Origin of the sequence: uncultured Pseudophaeobacter sp. (assembly GCA_905479575.1) — a bacterium.
GTDB lineage: Bacteria > Pseudomonadota > Alphaproteobacteria > Rhodobacterales > Rhodobacteraceae > Pseudophaeobacter.
This window is the reverse complement of sequence record CAJQNB010000003.1, coordinates 41,003-64,215: the sequence shown is the minus strand read 5'-3', so window position 1 is coordinate 64,215 and position 23,213 is coordinate 41,003. Positions and strand designations below refer to the sequence as shown.

Genomic DNA, 23,213 nt, shown 5'->3' with positions numbered 1-23,213 from the left:
AGAGAAGCCCAGCCAAAGCAGGTGCGCGCGCCTGACCTAAACCCACCACCGGAGGCGCTTTTGCCTCCGGTGGTGGGAAAACATGCCGCGAAACAGCGGCTGGTGGGGGCTTAGCCGAGTGTCCCCCACAGATCGTAATCGCCGGCTTCGTCGACCTCGACCGTCACCAGATCACCGACAGATAGATCTTCGGTGCCTGCGTCGATAAACAGGTTGCCGTCGATCTCTGGCGCATCCGATTTGGTGCGGCAGGTGGCAATGCCGTCTTCGTCAATGTCGTCCACAATCACCTGCATGGTTTGGCCGACCTTGGCCTGTAGCTTGGCCTCGGAAATGGCCTGTGCCTTTTCCATAAAGCGCTCCCAGCGCTCTTGCTTGACGTCTTCATCAACATGATCGGGCAGGGCGTTGGAGCGCGCGCCATCGACGTTTTCATACTTAAAGCAGCCCACCCGGTCCAGCTGCGCCTCCTCCATCCAGTCCAGCAGGTGCTGGAACTCTGCTTCGGTTTCACCGGGGTAGCCGACAATAAAGGTCGAGCGCAGAGTGATATCGGGGCAGATCGCGCGCCAGGCGGCGATCTCGGTCAGGGTTTTGGCGGTATGAGCAGGGCGCGCCATGCGTTTCAGCACATCCGGGTGCGAATGCTGAAAGGGGATGTCCAAATAGGGCAGCAGCGCGTTGTCCGGGTCTGCCATCAGCGGGATCAGATCACGCACATGGGGATAGGGATAGACATAGTGCAGCCGGATCCACAGCTCATCCGCCGGGGCCAGTTTGCCCAGCTCGCGCGACAGATCCAGGATATGGCTGCGCAGATCTTCGCCGTTCCAGGGGTTCACATCATATTTGCGATCCAGCCCATAGGCCGAGGTATCCTGGCTGATCACCAACAGCTCACGCACCCCGGCCTTGACCAGCTTGTCGGCCTCGCGCAGCACCGCATGGGCGGGCCTTGATGCCAGCTTGCCGCGCATATCGGGGATGATGCAGAATTTGCACTTGTGGTTGCAGCCTTCCGAGATCTTCAGATAGCTGAAATGGCGCGGGGTCAGCTGTACGCCGGTGGCGGGCAGCAGATCAATAAAGGGATTGGGATCAGCCGGTACGGCGGCATGGACTGCGTCCAGCACCTGCTCATACTGATGCGGGCCAGTGACGGCCAGAATGCGCGGGTGATGCTCGCGAATGTAGTCCGGCTCAGCCCCCAGACAGCCGGTGACGATGACTTTGCCGTTTTCCTTCAGCGCTTCGCCGATGGCCTCCAGGCTTTCGGCCTTGGCACTGTCCAGAAAGCCGCAGGTGTTGACGATCACCGCGTCAGCCCCGGCATAATCGGGGGAGATGCCATAGCCCTCGGCCCGCAGCCGGGTGAGGATGCGTTCACTGTCCACCAGCGCCTTGGGGCAGCCAAGCGAGACCATACCAAGCGTTGGCTGGCCGGCACGGGGGCTGTCCCCCATCAGGGCTTTGGGGGCGAGGTCGGGGCGAAGGTCTGGCGGATTGCTGGTCATGATCGCGCATATAACAGGAATGCGGCGGTAGGCAAGAAAAACGGCGATGCAAGGCGTGCAACTCCCCTGACACAGGGCAGGTGCCAAGAGCCCACCGCCCGGCCGCTAGGCCGGGCAGCGCCTGACCTTCCCCCTGGGAAGGCGCCACTCGCCTCCCCAAGGTCAAACGCGGCCCTCACTTGCAAGGTGTACCGCAACAGCGCTTATCCTATCTGCTCTTTGGTCTGTTTTCCGACTATGGGTATTCCATGGCGCGGCCCGCGCTTTGGTTGGCAGGACTCTGGGCCTTTGGCTTTGTCGCTTTCTGGGGCTTTTTCGCGGGGTGCTGTGTGCCTGCGCCGCTGGCGGAGGTCACGCGTCCGATGGGGGCGGCGATGGGATTGAGTTTTTCCAATCTGTTTCCGTTGTTTGGCTTTGGACGGGTCTTCTTTGGGGCGGAGTTCATGGCGTCTTTGCCGCCAGTTTTGAAACTCCTTGCCGGTTTCCAAACCGTCGCCAGTCTGCCGCTGTTGTTTTTCCTGGGTCTTGGGCTGCGACAGCGGTTCCGGCTGCGCTAAGAGCGGCCTCTGGGAGCGCGGGTTTGGCTCAGTCTAGCATTGCGCCCAAGGGTGGAGCGGCTAAGCTGGTGGTAAGCCCCTAAAGCCAGGGGAAAAGACATGAGGAGTGGGCAGATGAAGCTGATTTTGCGGATCTTGGGGGCACTGATCGCGACGTTGGTGGTTTTGGTGGTGGTGCTGTTTATGCTGCCCGGCGAAAAAGTCGCAGGGCTGGCCGCCGATCAGCTTGAGGCACAGACCGGGCGCAAGCTGACGTTTCAGGGCGAGGTGCGCTTTACCCTTTGGCCGATGCTGGGGGTGAAATCGGACGGGGTGGTGCTGTCCAATGCGGACTGGGCCGGGCCAGAGCCGATGCTGACTGCCGAACGCCTGTCGATTGGCATCTCGGCTGGGGATCTGTTGCGGGGCAAGGTGCGGGTGACCGAGGTTTCGGCGGTGCTGCCGCATCTGAACCTGTCGGAGCGCGCGGATGGCCGGGGCAATTGGGTGCTGGGCGGAGAGAGCGACGGCGCGGCGGCGGCGGGCGCTGGCGAACCCCAGGCGGCGGCTTTGCCGATCAGTATTGAAAAGCTGACCCTGACCGGGGCGTCGCTGCGCTATCAGCCGCATAAGGGCGCGCCGGTGGAGATGTCTTCGGTGGATATGGTGCTGCGTTGGCCGGATCCCAGCGGCACGGTGAATGTTGATCTGACACTTAGGCCGGCCGGGGCACCTTTGCAGGTGCAGGCCGAGGTGGGCAGCTTTGCCGCCTTTCTGAACGGCGCAGTTTCTTCGGTTGGGGCGTCGGTCGCGGCTGATGGCGGCAGCCTGCGCTTTGACGGGCGCGCTGACCTGACCGGCGCCGCAACGGGGCGGGTCACCGCAAAGACCACGGATACGGAAGCCTTTTTGACGGCCTTTGGCCAGAGCGGCATCGCGCTGCCGCAGGGGTTGGGGCAAGCGATGGTGATCGGCGCTGATGCCACTTATACCACCGATGGACGCTTGGCGCTGCGCGACATGGCGTTGGATCTGGATGGCAATAGGCTGGAAGGTGGCCTGGATGTTGTGTTGTCGGATGTGCCGCAATTCACCGCACAGCTGAATGGCGGCGATCTGACAGTGCCTGGTTTGACCCCTGCCGCAACAGCTGCGGCGGCAGGTGAAAGCTCCGAGGTGGCGGCTTCTGGTTGGTCAAAGGAGCCCATTGACGCCGCGGCGCTGGCCCTGGCCAACGGCACAGCCGTGGTGAGTTTTAACAGCCTGAAGGCGGCGGGGCTTGAGTTTGGCGCCAGTAAGCTGTCGCTGACTCTGGACCGGTCGCGCGGGGTGCTGAAACTGCAACCTGCGGCGCTGTTTGGTGGTCAGGTGTTGGGGCAAGTTGTGGCCAATAATCGCAACGGGTTTTCTGCCGGCGGTAAGCTGAGTTTCAACGGCATCCGGCTGGAGAAGGGCCTGGGGCAGCTGGCTGGATATGACAGGTTGAATGGCGAGGCGCTGGGCGAGCTGGAGTATCTGGCCTCTGGTGGTAGCCTGGATGCACTGATGCGCTCGCTCTCGGGCAAGGGCTGGCTGGAGGTCAACAAGGGGTTTTTTACTGGGTTTGACCTTGAAAAGCTGATGCGCTCGGGGCGGGGCAATGGTGGCAGTACTGTGTTTGACCAGCTGTCGGGCAGCTATGCCATTGAAAAGGGTAATCTGGTGAACCAGGATCTGCTGGTGACGCTAAAAGGCATCCGGGCGGATGGTAGCGGGCGGATCGGGCTGGGCGCGCAGGATCTGGATTACCGGTTTGCGCCAACCATTTCCGGCCTCAATGGGGCGGCGGGGCTGACCATTCCGGTGCTGATTACTGGCCCCTGGGCCGATCCCAAAATTCGCCCGGATCTAAAAAACGCCCTGCAGCCAGAGATTGATGCGGTGGAGCAGGAAGCCAAAGACCGGGTGATCGAAAAGCTCAGCGAGGAGTTGGATATGGAGGTCACCCCAGAGCAGGATCTGAACCAGGTGATCCGCGATCGTATCGAGCAAGAGGCCAAGGATCAGTTGCTGCGCTTGCTGGGAGGGGACTGAGTCCCGCCTGGCCGGACCCGCTCGCCTGTTCGACGGGGGGCGTTGCTCTAATGGCTCGCCCTTTGGGCGAGGCAGGTTTGCAGGGGCAGGGACCCGCCTTTTGCTCCTTTCGGTCCCGTATCTCGCGGTTAGGTATCTTGGCCCCGTTTCCGTATTTCAATGGGCTCGCCTCACGGCGAGACAGGTTTGAAAAGAAAAGGGCCCGCCGTGAGGCGGGCCCGGGTCGCCTGCCGCAGGGCAGGGGAAACCATTTGGCATCGTTGAGAAGAGGCCCAGCCTTAGATCGTCTGGTCGTAGTCGCCCACCAAGGGTTCGGTGCGGATGACCGCATCAATATCGGCAAAGATAGCGCGCATTTCGTCTTCGCTGTCAGAGCTTTCACAGACCACAACCAGGTTAGGTGTATTGGAAGAGGCGCGCACCAGGCCCCAGGAGCCGTTGTCCAGGATCACCCGGGCACCATTCACCGTCACCACCTCTTTGATGCGGCGGCCTGCCAGGGGTTCTGCGGCCTCATGTTTGGCCACCAGCTTGGCCACCAGCCGCTCCAGCACGGTGTATTTTTCGGTATCCGCACAATAGGGCGACATGGTGGGCGTTGACCAGGTCTTGGGCAGCGCCTTGCGCAGGTCTGACATCGACATGTCAGGATTGCGCTCCATCAGTTTGCAGATCTCGACCGCGACGCGCATGCCGCAATCGTAGCCGCGCCCGATCGGTTCCGCCAGGAAGTAGTGGCCGGATTTTTCAAAGCCCGCCAGGGCGCCGATTTCCTTGACCCGGCGTTTCATATGGCTATGGCCGGTTTTCCAGTAATCCGCCGTCACGCCGTTCTTTTGCAGCTCGGGGTCCGAAGCAAAGAGCCCAGTGGATTTGACATCGGCCACAAAGGTCGCATTGGGGTAAATCTTGCTGAGATCCCGCGCCATGATGACGCCAACCTTATCGGCAAAGATCTCTTCGCCTTCGTCGTCCACCACGCCACAGCGGTCGCCATCGCCATCAAAGCCAAGCGCCATATCGGCGCCGGAGGCTTTGACGCTGTCGGCCATGTCGTGCAGCATCTCCATGTCTTCGGGGTTGGGGTTATAGTGGGGGAAGGTGTAGTCCAGCTCTGTGTGGCTGGGCACCACCTCAACGCCGATGCGTTCAAACAATTCGGGGGCAAAGGCCGAGGCGGTGCCATTGCCGGTGGCGCAGACCACTTTGAGCTTGCGGGTCATTTTGAAATCGCCCACCAGATCGTCGAGATAGGCCTCTTTGACCCCATCGACAAATTCATAAGAGCCACCGGTGCGGGCCTCGCCCTCGCCGTTCAGCACGATGTCGCGCAGTTCGCTCATCTCGTCGGGGCCGTGTGTCAAGGGGCGTTCAAAGCCCATTTTGACGCCGGTCCAGCCATTGGGGTTGTGGCTAGCGGTGACCATGGCGACTGCTGGTACGTCCAGATGGAACTGGGCAAAATAGGCCATGGGGGACACGGCCGGGCCGATGTCTTTGACTTGGATGCCAGCCTGCATCAGCCCCAGAATAAGCGCCTGTTTGATGGCCAGGGAATAGTCGCGGTAGTCATTGGCCACAGCAATCACCGGCGGAATACCGCGCCGGTGCATCTGGGTTCCCAGTCCCAGCCCCAGGGCGGTCATGCCAGGCAGGTTGATCTCTTCGGGGTACTTCCAACGGGCATCATATTCGCGAAAACCGGTTGGAGTGATCATTGGATCGCGCAGAAAATTCCAGGTGTTTGGCTGCACCGGGGAGCTTGGTTTTTTCATTTTAATAATCCCTTGAGGGGTCAGATAATAATTGGGTTGGCTTTGGCGAGCGCGTCAAAGGCCATCAGGGTTTCAATAAGTTTGGGCATCTGATCGAGGTAAATCATATTGGGGCCGTCACAGGGGGCGTTGTCCGGATCCTGATGGGTTTCCATAAAGACCGAGGCAATGCCGGTTGCGACCGCGGCGCGGGCCAGGATGGGCGCAAATTCGCGCTGCCCGCCCGAGGCACCGCCCAGCCCGCCGGGCTGGGCCACGGCATGGGTGGCATCCATCACCACCGGATAGCCGGTGCGGGCCATTTCAGGCAGGCTTTGCATATCGACCACCAGGCGGTTGTAGCCAAAAGACACGCCGCGCTCGGTCAGCATGATCCGGCTATTGCCGGTGCTTTCGATCTTGGCCACCACATTGGGCATGTCCCAGGGCGCCAGAAACTGACCCTTTTTAACGTTGATTACCGCGCCAGTGCGCCCGGCGGCCAGCAAAAGTGAGGTCTGGCGGCACAGAAAGGCCGGGATCTGCAGGATGTCGACCACCGCGGCAACCGGGTCACAATGGTCCGCCTCGTGAATGTCTGTCAGCACCGGAACGCCGATTTCATCCTTGACCGATTGCAGCACCTTTAGCCCCGCGTCCAGCCCCAGGGCGGGTTTGGCGTTGATCGAGGTGCGGTTGGCCTTGTCGTAAGAGCCCTTGAAAACATATTGCGCACCAACCTTGTCGCAGGCCTCTTTCAGGGTGCCGGCGATCATCTGGGCGTGATCTGCGCTTTCCAGCTGGCAGGGGCCGGCGAGAATGGTCAGGGGGCGATCATTGCCAATGGTGAGGTTGGCGACTTGGATGTTTTTCATGACTTACGACGAAACCTGTTCCCGGAGAATGGATGCTGTGAGTGAACACAACAGGTAGATACCGGAAAAGATCAGGAATGCCAAAATCGTATTTTCGAATTTGCGCGGATAGCTGGGCTCTTCGCTGGCGACGGGGGCAACGGCGGTGGTCAGATAGCGGACCTGGCGGTTGGCCTCCATGCGGGTGGATTCCACTTGTTGTAAGGCGGATTGCAGCATCAGATCACGGGTAGCGAGATCGGCCTGAGCCATCTGAATCTGCACCCGATGATTGGCAAGCGAGTTTTCGCCTTCCGAGGCATCGGTCATCCGGTCATTCAGCCGCTCGATCACTGTGCTCAGGCGGTTGATGTCGGCCTCGACACCGGCAACCTTGGCGCGGTTGGGGCGGGTGTTGTCCATCAAGGCTGCCAGTTCCAGCTCCTTTTGCTGCAACTGAACCTCAAAGGTGTTGATCTGTGAGCGCAGCGACAGGATGACGCCCTCGGGGTCCAGCACCATACCGTCTTGTTGCAGCTCCACCAGATGCCGCTGCGCCTCGCGGCGTTTGCTTTCCGCCAGCTCCAGAGCCGCCTCAGATTCGCTGACCTGATCAGAGCGTTTTTGTTCGGACAGGTGGTTCACCTCATCCTGGGCATAGCTGATCAGGCGGCGGGAAAACTCGGCAGACACCTCGGGGTCTGCGGCAGAGACTTCCATGCGTACCACACCTTCGGTGGGGTCATAGCCGATTTTGACGTTGCGCTTGTAAACCTTGTAGGCCTGTTCATTGGTCGGATTGGGGTCAAGCCGCTGAATGGGGTCGATCCAGCCCTGGGTGAAATGATCCTTGAAGCCCATTTCATCGTCCAGCCGTAGCATGGCGCCTTTGGATTGCAGATAACCCTGCACGGCGATGGAATCCTGGCTGGTGGCAAACTGGGTGCCGCTCAGCAGGCCACTGACCGCGCCGGCGCCATCGGCCTTGAGCACCAAAAACTCGGATTTGGTCGCATACATCGGGGTGGCAACCGCATAAAAGAAATACCCGGTGATCAGGGTTGGCAGCATGACAAAAAAGCCCAGACGTGCCAGGAGCAGGACCAGCTTGCGACGACGCCGTCCGGCGATCTCGCGCTGCATTTCGGAAATTTCATGCTGGCGTCGCTGGGCAGGACTGAGCTCGGTTGAGGGCAGGTTGGTTTTTGCGGCAGGCACAGTCTGGGGCAGCTGCACGGGCTGGCCCACGGCTGGCGTGTTGTCGGGCTGTGCCTTGTTTTGCGGCACCACCAGTTCCAGCATATTGGCTCGTTTAAACGGATCTATGCCCTTTTCGCGCAGCAGGCGGACGGCATCAAAATCCGAGGTCGCAGGCAGATCATGTTTTTGCGCCACGCGCCGCGCCATGCGTAACTGGCGCCCGGTGAGCCCCTCTTGGCGGATGGCGTCGATATCTGTCTCAAGGCGGGTTTCGCGCGCCGAGCTCACCTGCCCGGACAGGGGCGGTTTGCCTGCGGCTGCGGCGGCCTTGGGGGACTGTTCAGAGCCAGTTGGCTGCTGCTGGGCCGAGGCACTGGCCGCGCCCGCACTGCTTTGCGCATCGGGCGCCGGAATGGGGCGGGCGGCTGCAGTCTCACCTGTGGACCCGGCATCAGGAGAGGCTGGGTTACGGCGAATTCTGAACTTTTTAGCCTTGGGTTTCGTAGTCATAGAGCTGCTTCGCTTCTTCCAAGGTTTCAAACATATTGAGTTTCCCGTCCAGCAGAACGGCCGCCGAGCTGGCAAATTTTTCCAGCGTTTTGGCCTGGTGCGAGACGATGATGATGGTGGTGGTTTGCAGGCGTTCCTGCAGGATTGCCCCGGCCTTCTTGTTGAACTCCACATCCGTGGTGCTCGGCATGCCCTCATCAATCAGATAGACATCGAAATCCAGGGCCAGCATCAGCGAAAAGCTGAACCGGGCCCGCATCCCGGAGGAATAGGTGCCAAGGGGCTGGTCAAAGTACTCCCCCAGGCCACAGAGCCAACGGCAATAGGCCTCGACGTAATCAGGATCCAGCCCGTAGAGATTGGCGATGTAGCGGGCATTTGCCAGTGCCGAAAGTCGATTGACCACGCCGCCCATAAACCCCAGCGGAAAGGAGATCTTGCAGCCGCGCCGGATTTCGCCTTCGTCAGGTTTTTCCAGGCCAGCCATCATATTGATGAGCGTGGTCTTGCCGGTGCCGTTTGGCGCCAGGATGCCAAGAGATTTGCCCAGCTCAACCCGAAAGGACACCTGGTCAAGAATGACCTTGCGCTGACTTCCCGTCCAGAAGGACTTGCTGACATTTTCAAACTCAAGCATTGCTTGTCCTGGTGCTTCATCGGCTGCCCCAGTGGGGCGGGTCTAGGCGGGATGCTTGCCAGTCATAGTGACGGCCGGATCCCCCGTATTTCTGGAATATCCTATGATTGTTAAGGGTATGGGTTCCGATTTTGGCTTTATTATGTCGAATTATGGCATAAATCTTCAAGGATTGATTAACCATTCTGGTGAGATCCAGCGCTCACTGCACTGGAAACGGTCTTGTTGCCTGCTTTCTAACTGTTTTTCTTTTGGAAACAATGGGAGTGGTGGGTTGCGTGCCGGTGTGAGGGGCGGTTTGTCCTGTGCGCCAGAACCTGGCAGGGTCGGGCAACACGAGGAGAAGGCAGTGCAGGCAGAAAAACTAGGGGACGAGATCAGAGCCTGCCGGATCTGCGCCGACCGGTTTGCCGCAACCCACACCCAGCATCAACCGCGCCCCGTCGTCTGGTTTGCCCCTTCGGCGCGGATCCTGATTGCTGGTCAGGCTCCGGGGCTGCGGGTGCATAAAAGTGGTCGGCCATTTACCGATCCGTCCGGTGATCGGCTGCGGCATTGGCTGGGGCTTGGGGAGGCAGAGTTTTATGACCGGGAGCAGGTGGCGATTGTGCCCATGGGGTTTTGCTTTCCCGGCTATAACGCCCAAAATGCAGATTTGCCGCCGCCGCCGATCTGTGCCGCAACCTGGCGGAACCGGGTGATGATAAGCCTGCCAAATGTGGCGCTGACCCTGGCAATTGGCGGCCCGGCGCAGGCCTTCCACCTGGGCGGCAAAATGCCGGTTGGCCAGCGGGTGGCGGCCTGGCGGGACCATGCGCCGCGCGTCTTTCCCTTGCCTCATCCCTCCTGGCGCAATACCGGGTGGTTGAAACGAAACCCCTGGTTCGAAGCCGAGCTGCTGCCGGTGCTTCGGGGGCGGGTAAAGGAGCTGATGAAATGAGTGAGACACCCCCAGAGGACATCACCCCGCTGGACCGGGCCTATGCGCAGATGCAGGCGGCTCCGGAGGATGGCGCGGCTCGGCTGCGGTTTTATGAACGCCTGGCCGATAGCGAGCTGTTCATGATGCTGAGCAAAGAGCCGGAAGGCGACAGGATCTCGCCAGAATTGTTTGAAACCCCCGATGGGCGATTTGTGTTGGTGTTTGACCGCGAGGACCGGCTGGCTCAGTTTGCCGGTGACGCAGTGCCCTATGCGGGGCTTGCCGGGCGCGGCGTGGTTGAAATGCTGGCCGGGCAGGGCATTGGCTTGGGGGTGAACCTGGAGGTGGCACCCTCGTCGACGCTCTTGTCCGCGGAGGCAGTGGGCTGGCTGCAGGAGACGTTGCAGAATGCACCGGATCAGGTGGAAGCCGCGATCGAAGAGCTCCTGCCACCCGCCGGGCTGCCAGAAGTATTGCTGAGCGCTCTGGATGTAAAACTGGCGACAGCTGCCGGACTGGCCACGGCCGCCTATCTGGTGTCGCTGCGCTACAGGGGCGGTGGGCAGGGACACCTGCTGGGTTTTGTTGCTGCGCAGCCAGAGGCCGAGGCGGCACTGGCGCAGGCGGTCAGTGAAGCTTTGACGTTCTCCGGGATTGAGGCTGGTGCACTGGATGTTGGATTTTTTGCGGCTTCCGATCCAATGGCTGCCAGCCTGGCGCGCGTCGGATTGCGATTTGATCTGCCCAAGCTGGAAGAGCCAAAGATCTATCAGCCAGTCATTCCAGGCAGCGACCCGGATAAGCCGCCGATCCTAAAATAATCCCTCCCCCCCGGTCTTAACAGACGCCTATGCCCAACGGGCCCTGGCGCGGAAAGGCAAAAAGGGGGGGCTCCCGCCCGTCATCGCCCTTTGCAGGGCTCTTCCCGTTGGGCCCAGCGCCGCGCAAGCGCGGCGTGCGCGTGAGGATCGGGCGTTGATCTCTTCAACAAAAGCGTAAGCGCACAATGCTCTGCCGTATGTCGCTGCCGCACTGCGCGCTTGCGCGCAGTGCCGGGCCCAACGCCAGCTGCCTCTTTTGGCCTTGGCCAAAAGAGGCCTGGGGGCGGGAGCCCTCCCTTTGCTGGGGTCAGCTGTCGCTTTCGGCAGGTTCCAGTTTGTCCTGGGTCCGGGTGTCGAAATCACCTGCGTCATGGCGTTCACGCAGTTGGGTATGCAACGCGCCAAAGGCCCGGTTCACCATCCGGCCACGGCTGACCGCAGGGCGGGCGTCGATTTCTTTGGCCCAACGCATCACGTTGGTATAGCTTTCCACATCCAGGAACTCAGCTGCCTCATAAAGGCGTCCCAGCACCAGCTGGCCATACCAGGGCCAGATGGCAATATCGGCGATACTGTAGTCGTCACCCGCGATGAATGTGTTTTCGGCCAGCTGGCGGTCCAGTACGTCAAGCTGACGTTTGGCTTCCATGGAAAAACGGTCGATAGGATATTGCCACTTTTCAGGGGCATAGGCGTAGAAATGGCCAAAGCCGCCGCCCAGGTAGGGGGCGCTGCCCATCTGCCAGAACAGCCAGTTCATCACCTCGGTGCGCGCCGCACCGTCGTTGGGCAGGAATGCGCCAAATTTTTCGGCCAGATGCACCAGCATGGAGCCGGATTCAAACACCCGCAGCGGCGCCTCGCCGCTCAGGTCATGCAGGGCGGGGATCTTGGAGTTCGGATTGATCTCCACAAAGCCTGAGCCAAACTGGTCACCTTCGCCGATATTGATCAACCAGGCATCATACTCGGCACCGGAATGGCCCTTTTCCAAGAGCTCTTCCAGCATCACCGTGACCTTGACCCCATTGGGGGTGGCCAGCGAATAAAGCTGGAACGGATGTTTGCCCACGGGCAGCTCCTTGTCGTGGGTCGCCCCGGCAATCGGACGGTTGATCGAGGCAAACCGCCCACCGTTGTCCTTTTCCCAAGTCCAAACCTGCGGCGGGGTATAGGTTGTATCACTCATCTGAAGGAGCCCTGTCTTTGCTAGTGGTGTAAGAGGCGCGCGACGCCCTGCGCCCATGCGCGATGTCTACTGAGAATAGGGGCTTTGTCCAAAATTCCAATGACTGGAAGGTCTGATCGCCGCAACTTTCTGTGTGTTCACGCAATTGCGCTGTTCAAACACAGTCGCGTGAGCCCCGTTTCGCGGCTGTGCACAACGGGCTAGTTTGATTCTCAACGGGGCTGTAGGGCAGAGCCCGCCCGATGTTTCGGACGTCTAAAGTCAGACGGTAATCTAACTCAGGAGTGTGACACAGATGAAGCGATTTGCATTTGCGGCCCTTGCGGCCATCAGTTTTGGTCTGCCCGTCTTTACCGGACCAGTCTTTGCCGGGCCGCAGTTTGTCGATCAGACCGGTTTTGCGGTGTCTGGCTACGACGTTGTGGCCTATCGCAGCCTCGATCAGAGTGCTGTTGGACAGCCGCAGGCGGCGGCGATCCCCGGGCGGGCTGATATCACGGCAGAATACAATGGCGCCAAGTTCGCCTTTGCCAGCGCAGAAAACCGGGCCAAATTCCTCGAAAACCCTGCATATTTTGTACCGCAATATGACGGTCACTGCGCCTATGGTGTTTCCAAGGGCGGTAAGGTGCCCGGCAACCCCAACCTGTGGCGCATTGTTGACGATCGGCTTTATCTCAACATCACCAAAAACGTTGTTGGGTTTTGGGAAGAGGATATTGGCGGCAACATCAATCTCGCCGAAGGCAACTGGCCAGGGATCGAGCCGAAGGAGGCTTCGGGCAGACCTATCCCCAATTTCACATCCAGCGCCCCTGGGAACTGAGCTGTCTGACTTTTTGTGAATGGTCCTGACCTTGGCGCGGTGCCGAGGTCGGGTCCGCTTGATTTTGACGTGCAATCACCCACCGAAATCCAGTCTAAATACCGGTTTCCGGGGTGGGCTGTCGTATTGCTGCCTTGGCCAGTTACAGGCTATCTGCTGCAAACCGTCTAGGGCGGCTGAGATGGCGGCCGAGCGCCCTGTGTAGATCTGCGTAGATCTGCGCCGTCGGGGCTGTGCAGCGGAGAACTGTTCGTATTGAAAAGCCCCGCGCCGGAGGGGCGCAGGGCTTTTAGGTCTTAATCTGTTGGTCGTGCAACTGCTGGCTACCGTTTGCGGTCGCGGCGGGCGCTCATCGGCTGGAAGGCAACGCCGACATGGGCTTCGCAATAGGGCTTACCCTGTTGCACCGGCAGACCACAAAACCAGAAGTCCTCGGTGGCGGGGTCGCCAACGGGCCACTTACAGGTGCGCTCGGTCAGCTCCATCAGCGACAGCTTCTTGGCCTTCTTTTCGACCTCATTGACCTTGGCAAGGGCCTCGGGGCTGATTTCGTTGGCCGAGGGCTGCGGTGGCAGCGGTTGACCTGCGGGGATGATCTGCTTGCGCGCGGGCACCATCGGGCGGGCATCCGATGCGGGCGCTGCCGCTGCCGCAGGCGCCGGGGTTACCGGGCGGGCGGGCTCGGTCTTGGGCTGCGGTTTTGGCTTGGGCGCCGGTTTGGCAGCCGCCGCGGGCTTTTCTTTTGGTTCGGCTGCGGCCTTGGCGCCGGTGGTGGCGCGGTTGGACAGGCCGAGGCGATGCACCTTGCCAATCACAGCATTGCGGGTCACCCCACCCAGTTCTTTTGCGATCTGGCTGGCCGACTGACCTTCGCCCCACATCTTCTTGAGCAATTCGACGCGATCGTCTGTCCAGGACATCTGTTGCCTTTCCAAGCTAATAGCGGCCCCAGAATTCTGCGGCCGCCATCGAGTTCCGTATTCAGGTCCCTATCTTAGTCGATGGGCAGAGAGTTACAAGAGACCTTGCGCCTCAGAACCCAAGCGCTATGCAGTGAAAGCACAACAAATGCGGGGAAATCATGTCGGAGCAAGGGGCGAACAGCCAGATGGGCTATCAGAATGCACTCGGTGAGCGCCGGTTCGGACGGGTGAACTGGCTGGGGCTGCAGACGCTGGCGCAGCGCGAAATCACCCGGTTTCTGGTGGTTTGGACCCAGACCTTGCTGGCGCCACTGGTGACAGCGGCTCTGTTCTTGTTGATTTTCAACCTCGCAATTGGTCCCAAACGCGGCGATGTCATGGGGGTGCCCTTTCTGCATTTTCTGGCGCCGGGCATCATGATGATGACGGTGATCCAGAACGCCTTTGCCAATACCTCTTCGTCCTTGGTGATTTCCAAGGTGCAGGGCAATATCGTTGATACCCTGATGCCGCCGCTCTCAGGGCTGGAGATCCTGCTGGGTTATCTTGCCGGCGCGGTTGTGCGCGGCACTATGGTTGCCTGCGGGATTGCGGTGGGGCTGGCTGTGGTGCTGCAAATTGTTCCGGCGCATCCCCTGATTGCCCTTGTTTTCATCGTTTTGGGGGCATTGTTTTTGGGCGGGCTGGGTATCGTTGCCGGGATTTTTGCCAATAAGTTTGACCAGATGGCGGCGATCACCAATTTCATTGTCACGCCTTTGGCGTTTTTGTCCGGCACCTTTTATTCGATCAATGCGCTGCCGCCCGTTCTGCACGCTCTGGCGCAGGTGAACCCGGTGTTCTACCTGATTGATGGGCTGCGTTTTGGCATGATCGGCACCTCTGATGGGGCGCCTTTTGTTGGCATGGCAATCTGCGCCGGGGCGAGTTTTGCCATCTGCCTACTGGCCTGGGCCATGCTGCGCAGCGGTTACCGGCTCAAGGCGTGAGAGAGCCCTTTTCCACGATGCCTGGTGCTTTCACGGAGGGGTGCCGCCCCTCGCGCCAGGCAAGAATCGCAGCTCCTGATAGGATAACGGCTGCTCCGATGAGGGTGATCCAATCCGGGATCACGCCAAAACCAATAAAATCATAAAGCGTGGCAAAGATCAGCGTGGCATAGCTGAATGGCGCCACAAATGAGGCTTCGGCCCGCGCCATACCATTGATAAAACAGGCCTGGGCGCAGGCCATCAGGGTGCCAAGCGCCGCCAAAGCCCCCCATTGCAGCGCGGTGGGCGCCTGCCAGACCGGCAAAACCGCTGCGCTGGCTATCATCATTCCCAGAGCGTTATTGAACCACAAAACCTGCAGCGGGCGTTCGCGCCCGGCGAGCTTTTTGATAAATATCAGCTCCAGCCCCATGATGGTCGCGGCCGCCAACGCCAAAAGAGCCGCCGGTTGAAAGCTGTCCGGCGTTGGTCGCAACAGGATCATGGCCCCCACCAGGGCGATGCCTGCGGCCCCCCAGCGCCAGGGACCAACCCGTTCGCCGAGCAGCGGGATCGCCAGCAACATGCCAAAAACCGGGTTTAGAAAGGCAATCGCCGTGGCATCCGCCAGCGGGACATAGGCCACCGAGGCGAACATCAGCGTGATGCCCAGCCAGCCACAGCTGGTGCGCCCGATATGCGACCGCCACTGCGGCGGTCGCAATTTGAACCGTAAAGCCCTCACAGCCATGGAAATCACCAGGAAGGCGAATAAAAACCGTCCATGGCTGATTTGCAAAGGGTGTAGCGCAGGCCCCAAAGCCTCAGTGCCCAGGGCCTTGGCCAACAGCGTGGTCGCAGCAATAAAAACGGTCGCTAGAATAATCAACGCAGCCGCAAGGCGGGGGTTCTGTGGGGGTGTGATGCTCATGGGGTCTCTGCTGCGCTGACTGGCAGGCATTTGCAAGAGCTATCGCAGCTAGGGCAAAGGCGCGGCCAGGTCGATAGCCCCACGAGGGGGAGGCCAAATTGTTGGGTCTTGCTGGCGGAAAGGGGTTTCTTTATGTCAAATGCTCCGATATGGAGCCTACCTATGATCAAAGTTACGCATATCCCTTTGTTGCGACGCCGACGCCGACTGGCGTAATTTGCTGGCGTAGTTCGGCACCTTTGATCTATGGCTTTTGCGCTTTTGCGGCGTATTGGCACAAAACCAATCTCTCATTATTGACCCTCAGGCCCTGCTCATGCACTGCTTTGGCCTTAACTTTCCAAAAAGGATGATCCAATGATCCCGTCCGTACTGCCCACCTATAACCGTGCTCCGCTGGAGTTCGTAAAAGGCGAAGGTTCCTGGCTGTTCGAGGCGGACGGGCGCCGATTTTTGGATCTGGGCTCTGGCATCGCTGTCAACGCGCTGGGCCATGCCCATCCCAAACTGGTCGAGGTGCTGAGCAACCAGGCGCAGAATCTCTGGCATGTCTCCAACCTCTATAAGATCCCGCAGCAGGAAAAGCTGGCGGATCTGCTGGTGGAGCACACCTTTGCTGATACGGTGTTTTTCACCAACTCCGGCACCGAGGCCTGTGAGCTGGCGGTCAAGATGGCGCGCAAGTATTTCTATGAGAAGGACCAGCCCGAACGGGTCGAGATCATCACCTTTGATGGGTCTTTCCATGGTCGCTCTTCTGCGGGCATTGCCGCGGCTGGCACGGAAAAAATGGTCAAGGGCTTTGGCCCGTTGCTGCCGGGCTTTGTGCATCTCACCTTTGGCGATATGGACGGGCTGACCAATGCGATAACGGATCACACGGCGGCGGTGCTGATCGAGCCGGTGCAGGGCGAGGGCGGTATTCGTCCGGTGCCCGACGCTGAAATGAAGGCGCTGCGTCAGATCTGTGATGACGCAGGCATTCTGCTGATCCTGGATGAGGTGCAATGCGGTGTGGGCCGGACGGGCAAGCTTTTTGCCCATGAATGGGCGGGCATCACGCCCGACATCATGATGGTGGCCAAGGGCATCGGCGGCGGCTTCCCCCTTGGCGCGGTTCTGGCCACCGAAGAGGCCGCATCCGGCATGACCGCAGGCACCCATGGCTCCACCTATGGCGGCAACCCGTTGGGCTGCGCCGTTGGCTGCGCGGTGATCGAAGAGGTGATGGCGCCGGATTTCCTGGCGGATGTGAACCGTCGTGCGGGTCTGCTGCGTCAGCGCCTGGACGGTCTGGTGGCTGCGCACCCGGAGGTGTTCGAAGAGCTGCGCGGCTCCGGGTTGATGCTGGGGCTGAAATGCAAGGCTGCGAACATGGATGTGGTGCAGGCCGGCTATGACAACCAGGTCATCACCGTACCTGCCGCCGACAATGTGATCCGCCTGCTGCCGCCTCTGACGCTCAGTGAAGAGGACATCGCCGAGGCCATCTCTCGTCTGGACAAGGCCGCCACCCAGGTGGAGCAAACGCCCGGTTGAACAGATGCCAGGCTGACATTCATCTTTCCCTAAATATTCCCGGGGGTGCGGGGGCAGGCAGCCCCCGTCGTTTGACTGCCCCACACGTAACCAAAAAAGCGACATGTTATGAACCACTTCCTTGATATCCACACAACCAGCGGCGCAGATCTGCACGCCATTATTGACCAGGCCAAGGTGATGAAACAGGCACGCCAGGGCCGCCCCAAGGGCATGGCTGATGATGAACAGCCCCTGGCTGGCCAGATGGTGGCGCTGATTTTTGAAAAACCCTCCACCCGGACCCGCATTTCCTTTGATGTGGGGGTGCGGCAGATGGGCGGTCAGAGCATGGTCCTATCCGGCAAGGACATGCAACTGGGCCATGGTGAGACCATTGCCGATACCGCACGGGTGATGTCGCGCTATGTGGATCTGATCATGATCCGTACCTTTGACGAGGCGGTTTTGCACGAGATGGCTGAATATGCCTCGGTGCCGGTGATCAACGGGCTGACTGACCGCACCCACCCCTGCCAGATCATGGCGGATATCCAGACCTACGAGGAGCATCGCGGCTCGATCAAAGGCAAAAAGGTTGTCTGGGCCGGGGACGGCAACAATGTCTGTGCCTCTTTCCTGCATGCGGCAGCCAAATTTGGGTTTGACCTCACCTTTACCGGCCCGTCGCAGCTGGACCCGGAGGACGAATTTGTCGGCCTGGCCCGTCAGGCAGGCTCCAAAGTGGTGATCGAACGTGACGCCGTCAAAGCGGTTGAAGGCGCCGATCTGGTGGTGGCCGATACCTGGGTCAGCATGCATGACAGCCAGTCCTCGAAAGAGCGGCGCCACAACATGCTGCGCCCCTATCAGGTCAATGAGGAGCTGATGTCCCATGCCAAACCCGACGCTTTGTTCATGCATTGCCTGCCCGCGCACCGCGAAGAAGAGGTGACCTCGGCAGTTATGGATGGCCCGCAGTCGGTGATCTTTGATGAGGCCGAAAACCGCCTGCACGCGCAAAAAGCCGTCATGCGTTGGTGCCTCGGAGTTTAATCCGGCGCTGTCCTTGGCTCATTGACCCATTGGCGGGTGTCCTAGACGCCGCATGCACGTTCATAGGGCGTGACAGGGGACTGGTCATTTTGAAAAACTTCTGCAACCCTCGCGTTATTCAGTTCAGCGCGAGGGTTTTATTGTGAACATGCATCAACCGCAGCAGATGGATCAAAGCTGGGCTCTCTTGAGTGTTGATATGCAGATGGAGATGGCAAATGCCACCGCCGCGGGGCGTCCGCGGGCCAACCCGGATGCGGAAGACAACATTGCCCGGCTTCTGGCGGGTTTTCGCGGTGCTGGCCTACCGGTGCTGCATGTGATGCATGATGATCCCCGCGCCGAGAGCAAATTTCGCCGCGATCTGCCCTCGGGCCAGCCCATGCCCTGCGCTGCGCCGCAAGAGGGCGAGGCGGTGTTTTGGAAAACCGGCTCCTCTGGTTTTGTTGGCACCGGATTGGCAGAAGCGCTGCAGGCCCGTGGCATCCGCAACCTGTTGATTGTGGGCGGTGTCGCGGCCTTCTGCGTCAACTCCACTGCGCGCTCTGCGGCCAACCTGGGCTTTGGAGTCTCAGTTGTCGAAGACGCGCTTATCGCTTTTGCCATGCCTGCCCGCAAAGGCGGTGATCTGGATGCAGAGGTGGTGTTGGAGGTGACGCTTTCAGCTCTGGCAGCGGGGTTCGGAGAGGTCTTGCCAAGCCAAGAGGTCCTCGCCCGGCTGCCCGCTGTCGTATGAGCGGCCAGGGGGCGAAATCACTGCGTATCGTGATTGCCGGTGCCGGATCTATTGGCTGCTTTTGTGGCGGGCTTTGGGCAGCGGCGGGCCATAGCGTCACGTTGCTGGGACGTGGCCGTATCTTGATGCCTATTGCACAGCGCGGTTTGCTGCTGACGGATTATGCCCGGCTGGAGCAGCAGGTTGAGGCGCGGCAGCTGCGGTGTAGCGAAGACCCTGCTGTTTTGGCAGAGGCCGATCTGGTGGTTGTCGCGGTGAAATCAAATGGCACCGCAGCCATGGGGCGTTTGATTGCCCAATATGCGCCCCCAGATGCGCCGGTGCTCAGCTTTCAAAATGCGGTGACAAATGTGGAGCTGTTGCGCCAGATGTTGCCGGGGCGGGATCTGCGCGCTGCGATGGTGCCGTTTAATGTGGTTCCCACAGGGCCTGCAGTGCCCCCAGAGCCAACAGAGACCCCAGGCGCGGCAGGGGCTGCATCCGCGCAGCCCGGATATCACCGGGCCTCCTCCGGGGAGATCCTGATCGCCAAAGGCCGCGGGCATTTGGGCCGGTTTCTGTCGGTGCCGGGGCTGCCGGTAGGGGAGACTGAGGATATAACCGGGGTGCAATGGGGCAAGCTGCTGATCAATCTCAATAACGCTCTGAATGCCCTTTCGGGTCTGCCTTTGATGACGCAGCTGCAAAGCCGTCATTGGCGACGGTTGATGGCCGATCAAATGGCCGAAGCCCTGCGGGTGATGCAGGCGGCGGGCTTGCGCCCGGTGTCGACGACACCGCTGCCCGTCTGGATGACCCCGCATATCCTGCGCCTGCCCAATTGGGCCTTTACCCGTATTGCAGCCCAGATGCTGACAATTGATCCAACCGCGCGCAGTTCAATGGCGCAGGACCTGATGCAGGGGCGGATCACCGAAGTGGATGCGCTGCAGGGCGAAATCCAGCGCCTGGGTCAGGCCCATGGTGTGGCCACGCCAGTTTGCGATGTGGTGATACAATTGATCCGGCAGGCGGAAATGAAAAAGGCCGGACTGCCAAAACTGCAGCCCGGCCAGATCTAGCCTTTGGTCGGGGTTAGCCCAACGACACCTCAGCGGCTCAATGGGTAAAGCTTGCCAGCAGCAGATAGATACAGCCTGACAGCAGCGCTGCAGCAGGCACTGTGATCACCCAGGCGGCGGCAATGGTCATAAAGTGGCTGCGCCGGACCAGTTTGCGGCGGCGGCGTTCTTCCGGTGCGATGCGCTTTTCTGCCGGGCGGCTGACCGCAGATTGACGCGAGCGGCGCTCGTGATGCCATTCGCGGAAAAAACCAACCCCAAATACCGCCCCAACCGCAATATGGGTCGAGGATACCGGCAGGCCCAGCCAGCTGGCAACAATCACTGTGATCGCAGCTGAGAGCGAGACACAATAGGCGCGCATGGGGTTCAGCTTGGTGATCTGGCTGCCAACCATGCGGATCAGTTTGGGGCCAAACAGGAACAGGCCAAAGGAAATCCCAAAGGCGCCGATGACCATGACCCAGGTTGGAATGGCCACCTTGGAGGCAAAGTCGCCAAACTCTGAGGCATGCACGATCGCGGCCAGAGGGCCAACCGCATTGGCCACATCATTGGCGCCATGGGCAAAAGACAGCAGCGCTGCGGAGATCACCAGTGGGATCCGGAACAACACCTTCAGGGACTTGTTGCGGTTTTCCATGCCTTCGGATTGGCGTTTGATCAACGGGGCGGTGATGACATAGGCCAGCGCCCCAATCATGGTGCCAATCAAAAGCGCGGTCTGCAGGTCGATCTTGATGATACGTTTCAGCCCCTTGAGGGCCAGATAGGATGAAAAGGCGCCCGCCATGATCCCCACCAGAACCGGTACCCAGCGCCGTGCGGCGGCGATTTTGTCGTCCTGGTAAATGATCTTTGCCTTGATCAGGGCCAGAAACAGCGCGGCGATGATACCGCCCAGCACCGGTGAGATCACCCAGCTGGCCGCGATCTTGCTCATGGTTTGCCAGTTCACCGCAGCAAAACCGGCCGCAGCAATACCTGCGCCCATAACGCCGCCAACAACCGAATGAGTGGTGGAGACCGGCGCCCCGATCCAGGTGGCAAGGTTGACCCAAAGCGCCGAAGAGATCAGGGCGGCCATCATGGCCCAGATGAAGATTTCCGAGGTGGCTACCACCTGCGGATCAATAATGCCCTTGGAGATGGTCGAGACCACGTCGCCGCCCGCCAGCAGCGCTCCGGCGCTTTCGAACACGGCGGCGATGACGATGGCACCGCCCATGGTGAGCGCATTGGCGCCCACAGCAGGCCCCATGTTGTTTGCCACGTCATTGGCACCAATATTGATCGCCATATAGGCGCCAAAGACGGCAGCAGCCACCACGATCAGATTGCTCTGGCTACCACCAAACAGCATGGCAGCCCCGAGGCCGGCCATAACCATGAACACCAGGGCGATACCGGGGGCGACCATGGGGCGGGCGACATATTGGGTTGCGGATTCGAGATGCGAAAACCGATGCAGGTCTCGGTCTAGCGTTTCGTGATGGTCAGCGTCGTTTGGTGGGGTGCTCACAGTGATCGTCCCTTTGGCAGGCAGTTGAGGGACGCACTAAGCGAGCCCGCTCAATGAGGCAAGCTGGGCTGTTACAAAAGTGTCACCTGAGTGTCACAATTGACGCAGGATATCCTGCAGCTCGGGCTCGTTTACCAGATTTGCAGCCTCTTGAGCAGGGACCCATTTGCGTTGCCGCTGATGTGCCTCCGGGTAGGTGTCGGACAGTTCGACGTCGCCAACTGTATAGACAAAGGTCTGCACCGGGATCGGCAGTCCGGTTTTCAACTCTTTTTCATAGCTGAAGGCGCCAATGGGATCGCCATCGACACGGCCGTTTTGCACGCCGGCCTCTTCCCAGGCTTCCTGAAGGGCAGATTCGCCGCCATCCTTGCCATTGATTGGCCAGCCTTTGGGCAGAATCCAACGGCCAGAGCCGCGACTGGTGATCATCAGAACTTCTTTGTTGCCGGTGTTTGTTCGGTGGCACAGGGCTGCAACCTGAACGCGTTTAGGGCGAAACAGAATAGGCTTGATCATCTCTTCCCAAGCCTGGGCGATAATGTTGCTCATCTTGAACTGCCTTAATCGTACTTTTTTTGGCAGCTTTGCTGGTGAGTTTGACGTATCGCAGTCGCTGCATGTTTCTGAACTCCCTTTAAAATAGGGCTTTGTGGATAAAGTACAACCCTTGTGTCGATGAAAACGCCTCTGCCCATTAATTGCGCACCCGATTTATATGTTCAGCTGCCTAAATGTTGAGCGCCCCGTGGACTATGTGACCGGCAAAAGGCCTGGAGGGCAGTTGGGGGAAAACTGCTGTGTGGCAGGGGAGGGTTTAAAGGCATGATACGGCACTATATTGACTCTTCTCAGGCCGACGGGCTCAGTGGCGGGAGTTAGATTTTGAATGGGCAAGACGTTATGAAAACAGCACTTGTTACAGGCGCGGCGCGCGGAATTGGCCTGGCCACGGCGCGGGGGCTGCACGAGGCAGGATGGCAGGTCGCAGTGATGGACTGGGACGGGCCAGAGCTGGCAAAGGCCGCGGATCTGTTGCCGGAGGCCTTGGTGATTGAGGGCGATGTCTCTAAACCCCAGGATGTGACGGCGGCCGTTGCCGAGGTCACCGCGCGGTTTGGCCGTCTGGATGGGTTGGTCAACAATGCGGGCGTGGCGGATTTTGGTCCAATCCGCGACACGACATTTGATCGCTGGCGCCGGGTGATGGAGACCAATCTGGACGGTCCCTTTCTGATGACCCAGGGGTTTACCGATCTGCTGGCAGCTGACGGCGGTGGGGCTGTGGTGAACATCACCTCAATCTCCGGTCTGCGGGCCAGCACCCTGCGGGTCGCCTATGGCACCTCTAAGGCGGCGCTGGCGCAGCTGACCCTGCAGCAGGCGGTGGAGCTGGGTGAGTTGGGGATTCGGGTCAATGGCGTTGCGCCCGGGCCGGTGGCGACCAAGCTGGCGATGGCGGTCCACAGCCCCGAGATCATTGCGGCATACCACGATGCACTGCCGTTGAATCGTTATGGCTCAGAGGATGAAATTGCCGCAGCGATCAATTTCCTGCTGTCCGACAATGCGAGTTTTATCACCGGCCAGATCCTGGCTGCCGATGGCGGCTTTGAGGCGACGGGAATTGGTTTGCCCGCCTTGCGATCCTGAAGCGAT

General features: G+C 60.0%; 21 protein-coding genes. 11 read left to right on the top strand and 10 right to left on the bottom strand.

The window, feature by feature from the left end; all coding sequences use genetic code 11:
- Window positions 1-110: 110 nt before the first annotated feature.
- On the bottom strand, window positions 111-1,514 hold the full coding sequence (gene rimO, locus QZ268_RS01125; protein ID WP_295446918.1) for a 30S ribosomal protein S12 methylthiotransferase RimO: 1,404 nt from the start codon (window positions 1,512-1,514) through the stop codon (window positions 111-113).
- A gap of 179 nt (window positions 1,515-1,693) precedes the next feature.
- On the opposite strand from rimO, the gene QZ268_RS01120 reads away from it, so the two are divergent.
- A complete protein-coding gene (locus QZ268_RS01120) occupies window positions 1,694-2,071 on the top strand; it encodes a hypothetical protein (RefSeq protein ID WP_295446916.1) in 378 nt (125 codons plus the stop codon).
- A gap of 114 nt (window positions 2,072-2,185) precedes the next feature.
- The gene (locus tag QZ268_RS01115; RefSeq protein ID WP_295446914.1) at window positions 2,186-4,123 is read left to right on the top strand and encodes an AsmA family protein; all 1,938 of its coding nucleotides are present in this window, start codon (window positions 2,186-2,188) and stop codon (window positions 4,121-4,123) included.
- 278 nt (window positions 4,124-4,401) lie between these two features.
- On the opposite strand, the gene QZ268_RS01110 is transcribed toward QZ268_RS01115, so the two are convergent.
- From QZ268_RS01110 to QZ268_RS01095, 4 genes are read right to left on the bottom strand one after another with little or no spacing between them, the layout of a single operon-like run.
- Window positions 4,402-5,898, bottom strand: coding sequence for a phosphomannomutase/phosphoglucomutase (locus QZ268_RS01110; protein ID WP_295446912.1), 1,497 nt, complete (start codon window positions 5,896-5,898; stop codon window positions 4,402-4,404).
- Window positions 5,899-5,918: 20 nt separating this feature from the next.
- Complete coding sequence (kdsA, locus tag QZ268_RS01105) at window positions 5,919-6,752, bottom strand: 3-deoxy-8-phosphooctulonate synthase (RefSeq protein ID WP_295446910.1); 834 nt, start codon at window positions 6,750-6,752, stop codon at window positions 5,919-5,921.
- Between the two features lie 3 nt (window positions 6,753-6,755).
- On the bottom strand, window positions 6,756-8,441 hold the full coding sequence (locus QZ268_RS01100) for a capsule biosynthesis protein (RefSeq protein WP_295446908.1): 1,686 nt from the start codon (window positions 8,439-8,441) through the stop codon (window positions 6,756-6,758).
- A complete protein-coding gene (locus QZ268_RS01095; protein WP_295446906.1) occupies window positions 8,419-9,078 on the bottom strand; it encodes an ATP-binding cassette domain-containing protein in 660 nt (219 codons plus the stop codon). The genes QZ268_RS01100 and QZ268_RS01095 overlap by 23 nt, the downstream gene beginning before the upstream one ends.
- A 349-nt stretch (window positions 9,079-9,427) precedes the next feature.
- On the opposite strand from QZ268_RS01095, the gene QZ268_RS01090 reads away from it, so the two are divergent.
- Window positions 9,428-10,018, top strand: a complete 591-nt coding sequence (locus QZ268_RS01090) for a uracil-DNA glycosylase family protein (RefSeq protein WP_295446904.1) — start codon at window positions 9,428-9,430, stop codon at window positions 10,016-10,018.
- Window positions 10,015-10,821, top strand: a complete 807-nt coding sequence (locus tag QZ268_RS01085) for an SseB family protein (protein WP_295446902.1) — start codon at window positions 10,015-10,017, stop codon at window positions 10,819-10,821. The genes QZ268_RS01090 and QZ268_RS01085 overlap by 4 nt, the downstream gene beginning before the upstream one ends.
- A 307-nt stretch (window positions 10,822-11,128) precedes the next feature.
- Here the strand turns inward: QZ268_RS01085 and yghU are convergent, their stop codons facing one another.
- Complete coding sequence (gene yghU, locus QZ268_RS01080) at window positions 11,129-12,010, bottom strand: glutathione-dependent disulfide-bond oxidoreductase (protein WP_295446900.1); 882 nt, start codon at window positions 12,008-12,010, stop codon at window positions 11,129-11,131.
- 295 nt (window positions 12,011-12,305) lie between these two features.
- Here yghU and QZ268_RS01075 point away from each other — a divergent pair, with 295 nt between their 5' ends.
- On the top strand, window positions 12,306-12,836 hold the full coding sequence (locus QZ268_RS01075) for a YHS domain-containing (seleno)protein (protein WP_295446898.1): 531 nt from the start codon (window positions 12,306-12,308) through the stop codon (window positions 12,834-12,836).
- Window positions 12,837-13,159: 323 nt separating this feature from the next.
- On the opposite strand, the gene QZ268_RS01070 is transcribed toward QZ268_RS01075, so the two are convergent.
- Window positions 13,160-13,756, bottom strand: a complete 597-nt coding sequence (locus tag QZ268_RS01070) for a GcrA family cell cycle regulator (RefSeq protein ID WP_295446896.1) — start codon at window positions 13,754-13,756, stop codon at window positions 13,160-13,162.
- Between the two features lie 161 nt (window positions 13,757-13,917).
- On the opposite strand from QZ268_RS01070, the gene QZ268_RS01065 reads away from it, so the two are divergent.
- Window positions 13,918-14,748, top strand: coding sequence for an ABC transporter permease (locus QZ268_RS01065; RefSeq protein WP_295446894.1), 831 nt, complete (start codon window positions 13,918-13,920; stop codon window positions 14,746-14,748).
- Here the strand turns inward: QZ268_RS01065 and QZ268_RS01060 are convergent.
- Entirely contained in the window at window positions 14,738-15,661 is a 924-nt protein-coding gene (locus QZ268_RS01060; protein ID WP_295446892.1) for a DMT family transporter, read from the bottom strand. The two genes, QZ268_RS01065 and QZ268_RS01060, sit on opposite strands and share 11 nt — an antisense overlap.
- 357 nt (window positions 15,662-16,018) lie before the next feature.
- Between QZ268_RS01060 and QZ268_RS01055 the strand changes: the two genes are divergently transcribed.
- From QZ268_RS01055 to QZ268_RS01040, 4 genes are all read left to right on the top strand, one after another.
- Window positions 16,019-17,200: an aspartate aminotransferase family protein gene (locus QZ268_RS01055; protein WP_295446890.1), complete on the top strand. Its 1,182-nt coding sequence runs from the start codon at window positions 16,019-16,021 to the stop codon at window positions 17,198-17,200.
- Window positions 17,201-17,308: 108 nt separating this feature from the next.
- On the top strand, window positions 17,309-18,235 hold the full coding sequence (gene argF / locus QZ268_RS01050) for an ornithine carbamoyltransferase (protein WP_295446888.1): 927 nt from the start codon (window positions 17,309-17,311) through the stop codon (window positions 18,233-18,235).
- 148 nt (window positions 18,236-18,383) lie between these two features.
- Window positions 18,384-18,971 (top strand): isochorismatase family protein, encoded by a 588-nt coding sequence (locus tag QZ268_RS01045; protein WP_295447005.1) that lies wholly within the window; start codon window positions 18,384-18,386, stop codon window positions 18,969-18,971.
- Complete coding sequence (locus QZ268_RS01040) at window positions 18,968-20,032, top strand: 2-dehydropantoate 2-reductase (protein WP_295446887.1); 1,065 nt, start codon at window positions 18,968-18,970, stop codon at window positions 20,030-20,032. The genes QZ268_RS01045 and QZ268_RS01040 overlap by 4 nt, the downstream gene beginning before the upstream one ends.
- Window positions 20,033-20,069: 37 nt before the next feature.
- Here the strand turns inward: QZ268_RS01040 and QZ268_RS01035 are convergent, their stop codons facing one another.
- Window positions 20,070-21,554 (bottom strand): inorganic phosphate transporter, encoded by a 1,485-nt coding sequence (locus QZ268_RS01035; RefSeq protein WP_295446885.1) that lies wholly within the window; start codon window positions 21,552-21,554, stop codon window positions 20,070-20,072.
- Between the two features lie 93 nt (window positions 21,555-21,647).
- Window positions 21,648-22,106: an NUDIX hydrolase gene (locus QZ268_RS01030; RefSeq protein WP_295446883.1), complete on the bottom strand. Its 459-nt coding sequence runs from the start codon at window positions 22,104-22,106 to the stop codon at window positions 21,648-21,650.
- Between the two features lie 351 nt (window positions 22,107-22,457).
- On the opposite strand from QZ268_RS01030, the gene QZ268_RS01025 reads away from it, so the two are divergent.
- Entirely contained in the window at window positions 22,458-23,207 is a 750-nt protein-coding gene (locus QZ268_RS01025; RefSeq protein ID WP_295446881.1) for an SDR family oxidoreductase, read from the top strand.
- The last annotated feature ends 6 nt before the right edge of the window (window positions 23,208-23,213 follow it).

Coding starts and splice junctions, on each gene's coding strand:
- QZ268_RS01075 (WP_295446898.1), top strand. CDS start 12,306: ATGAAGCGATTTGCATTTGCGGCCCTTGCGGCCATCAGTTTTGGTCTG.
- QZ268_RS01110 (WP_295446912.1), bottom strand. CDS start 5,898: ATGAAAAAACCAAGCTCCCCGGTGCAGCCAAACACCTGGAATTTTCTG.
- QZ268_RS01100 (WP_295446908.1), bottom strand. CDS start 8,441: ATGACTACGAAACCCAAGGCTAAAAAGTTCAGAATTCGCCGTAACCCA.
- QZ268_RS01095 (WP_295446906.1), bottom strand. CDS start 9,078: ATGCTTGAGTTTGAAAATGTCAGCAAGTCCTTCTGGACGGGAAGTCAG.
- yghU (WP_295446900.1), bottom strand. CDS start 12,010: ATGAGTGATACAACCTATACCCCGCCGCAGGTTTGGACTTGGGAAAAG.
- QZ268_RS01070 (WP_295446896.1), bottom strand. CDS start 13,756: ATGTCCTGGACAGACGATCGCGTCGAATTGCTCAAGAAGATGTGGGGC.
- kdsA (WP_295446910.1), bottom strand. CDS start 6,752: ATGAAAAACATCCAAGTCGCCAACCTCACCATTGGCAATGATCGCCCC.
- QZ268_RS01055 (WP_295446890.1), top strand. CDS start 16,019: ATGATCCCGTCCGTACTGCCCACCTATAACCGTGCTCCGCTGGAGTTC.
- QZ268_RS01045 (WP_295447005.1), top strand. CDS start 18,384: ATGCATCAACCGCAGCAGATGGATCAAAGCTGGGCTCTCTTGAGTGTT.
- QZ268_RS01030 (WP_295446883.1), bottom strand. CDS start 22,106: ATGAGCAACATTATCGCCCAGGCTTGGGAAGAGATGATCAAGCCTATT.
- QZ268_RS01040 (WP_295446887.1), top strand. CDS start 18,968: ATGAGCGGCCAGGGGGCGAAATCACTGCGTATCGTGATTGCCGGTGCC.
- QZ268_RS01060 (WP_295446892.1), bottom strand. CDS start 15,661: ATGAGCATCACACCCCCACAGAACCCCCGCCTTGCGGCTGCGTTGATT.
- QZ268_RS01025 (WP_295446881.1), top strand. CDS start 22,458: ATGAAAACAGCACTTGTTACAGGCGCGGCGCGCGGAATTGGCCTGGCC.
- QZ268_RS01085 (WP_295446902.1), top strand. CDS start 10,015: ATGAGTGAGACACCCCCAGAGGACATCACCCCGCTGGACCGGGCCTAT.
- QZ268_RS01065 (WP_295446894.1), top strand. CDS start 13,918: ATGTCGGAGCAAGGGGCGAACAGCCAGATGGGCTATCAGAATGCACTC.
- rimO (WP_295446918.1), bottom strand. CDS start 1,514: ATGACCAGCAATCCGCCAGACCTTCGCCCCGACCTCGCCCCCAAAGCC.
- QZ268_RS01115 (WP_295446914.1), top strand. CDS start 2,186: ATGAAGCTGATTTTGCGGATCTTGGGGGCACTGATCGCGACGTTGGTG.
- argF (WP_295446888.1), top strand. CDS start 17,309: ATGAACCACTTCCTTGATATCCACACAACCAGCGGCGCAGATCTGCAC.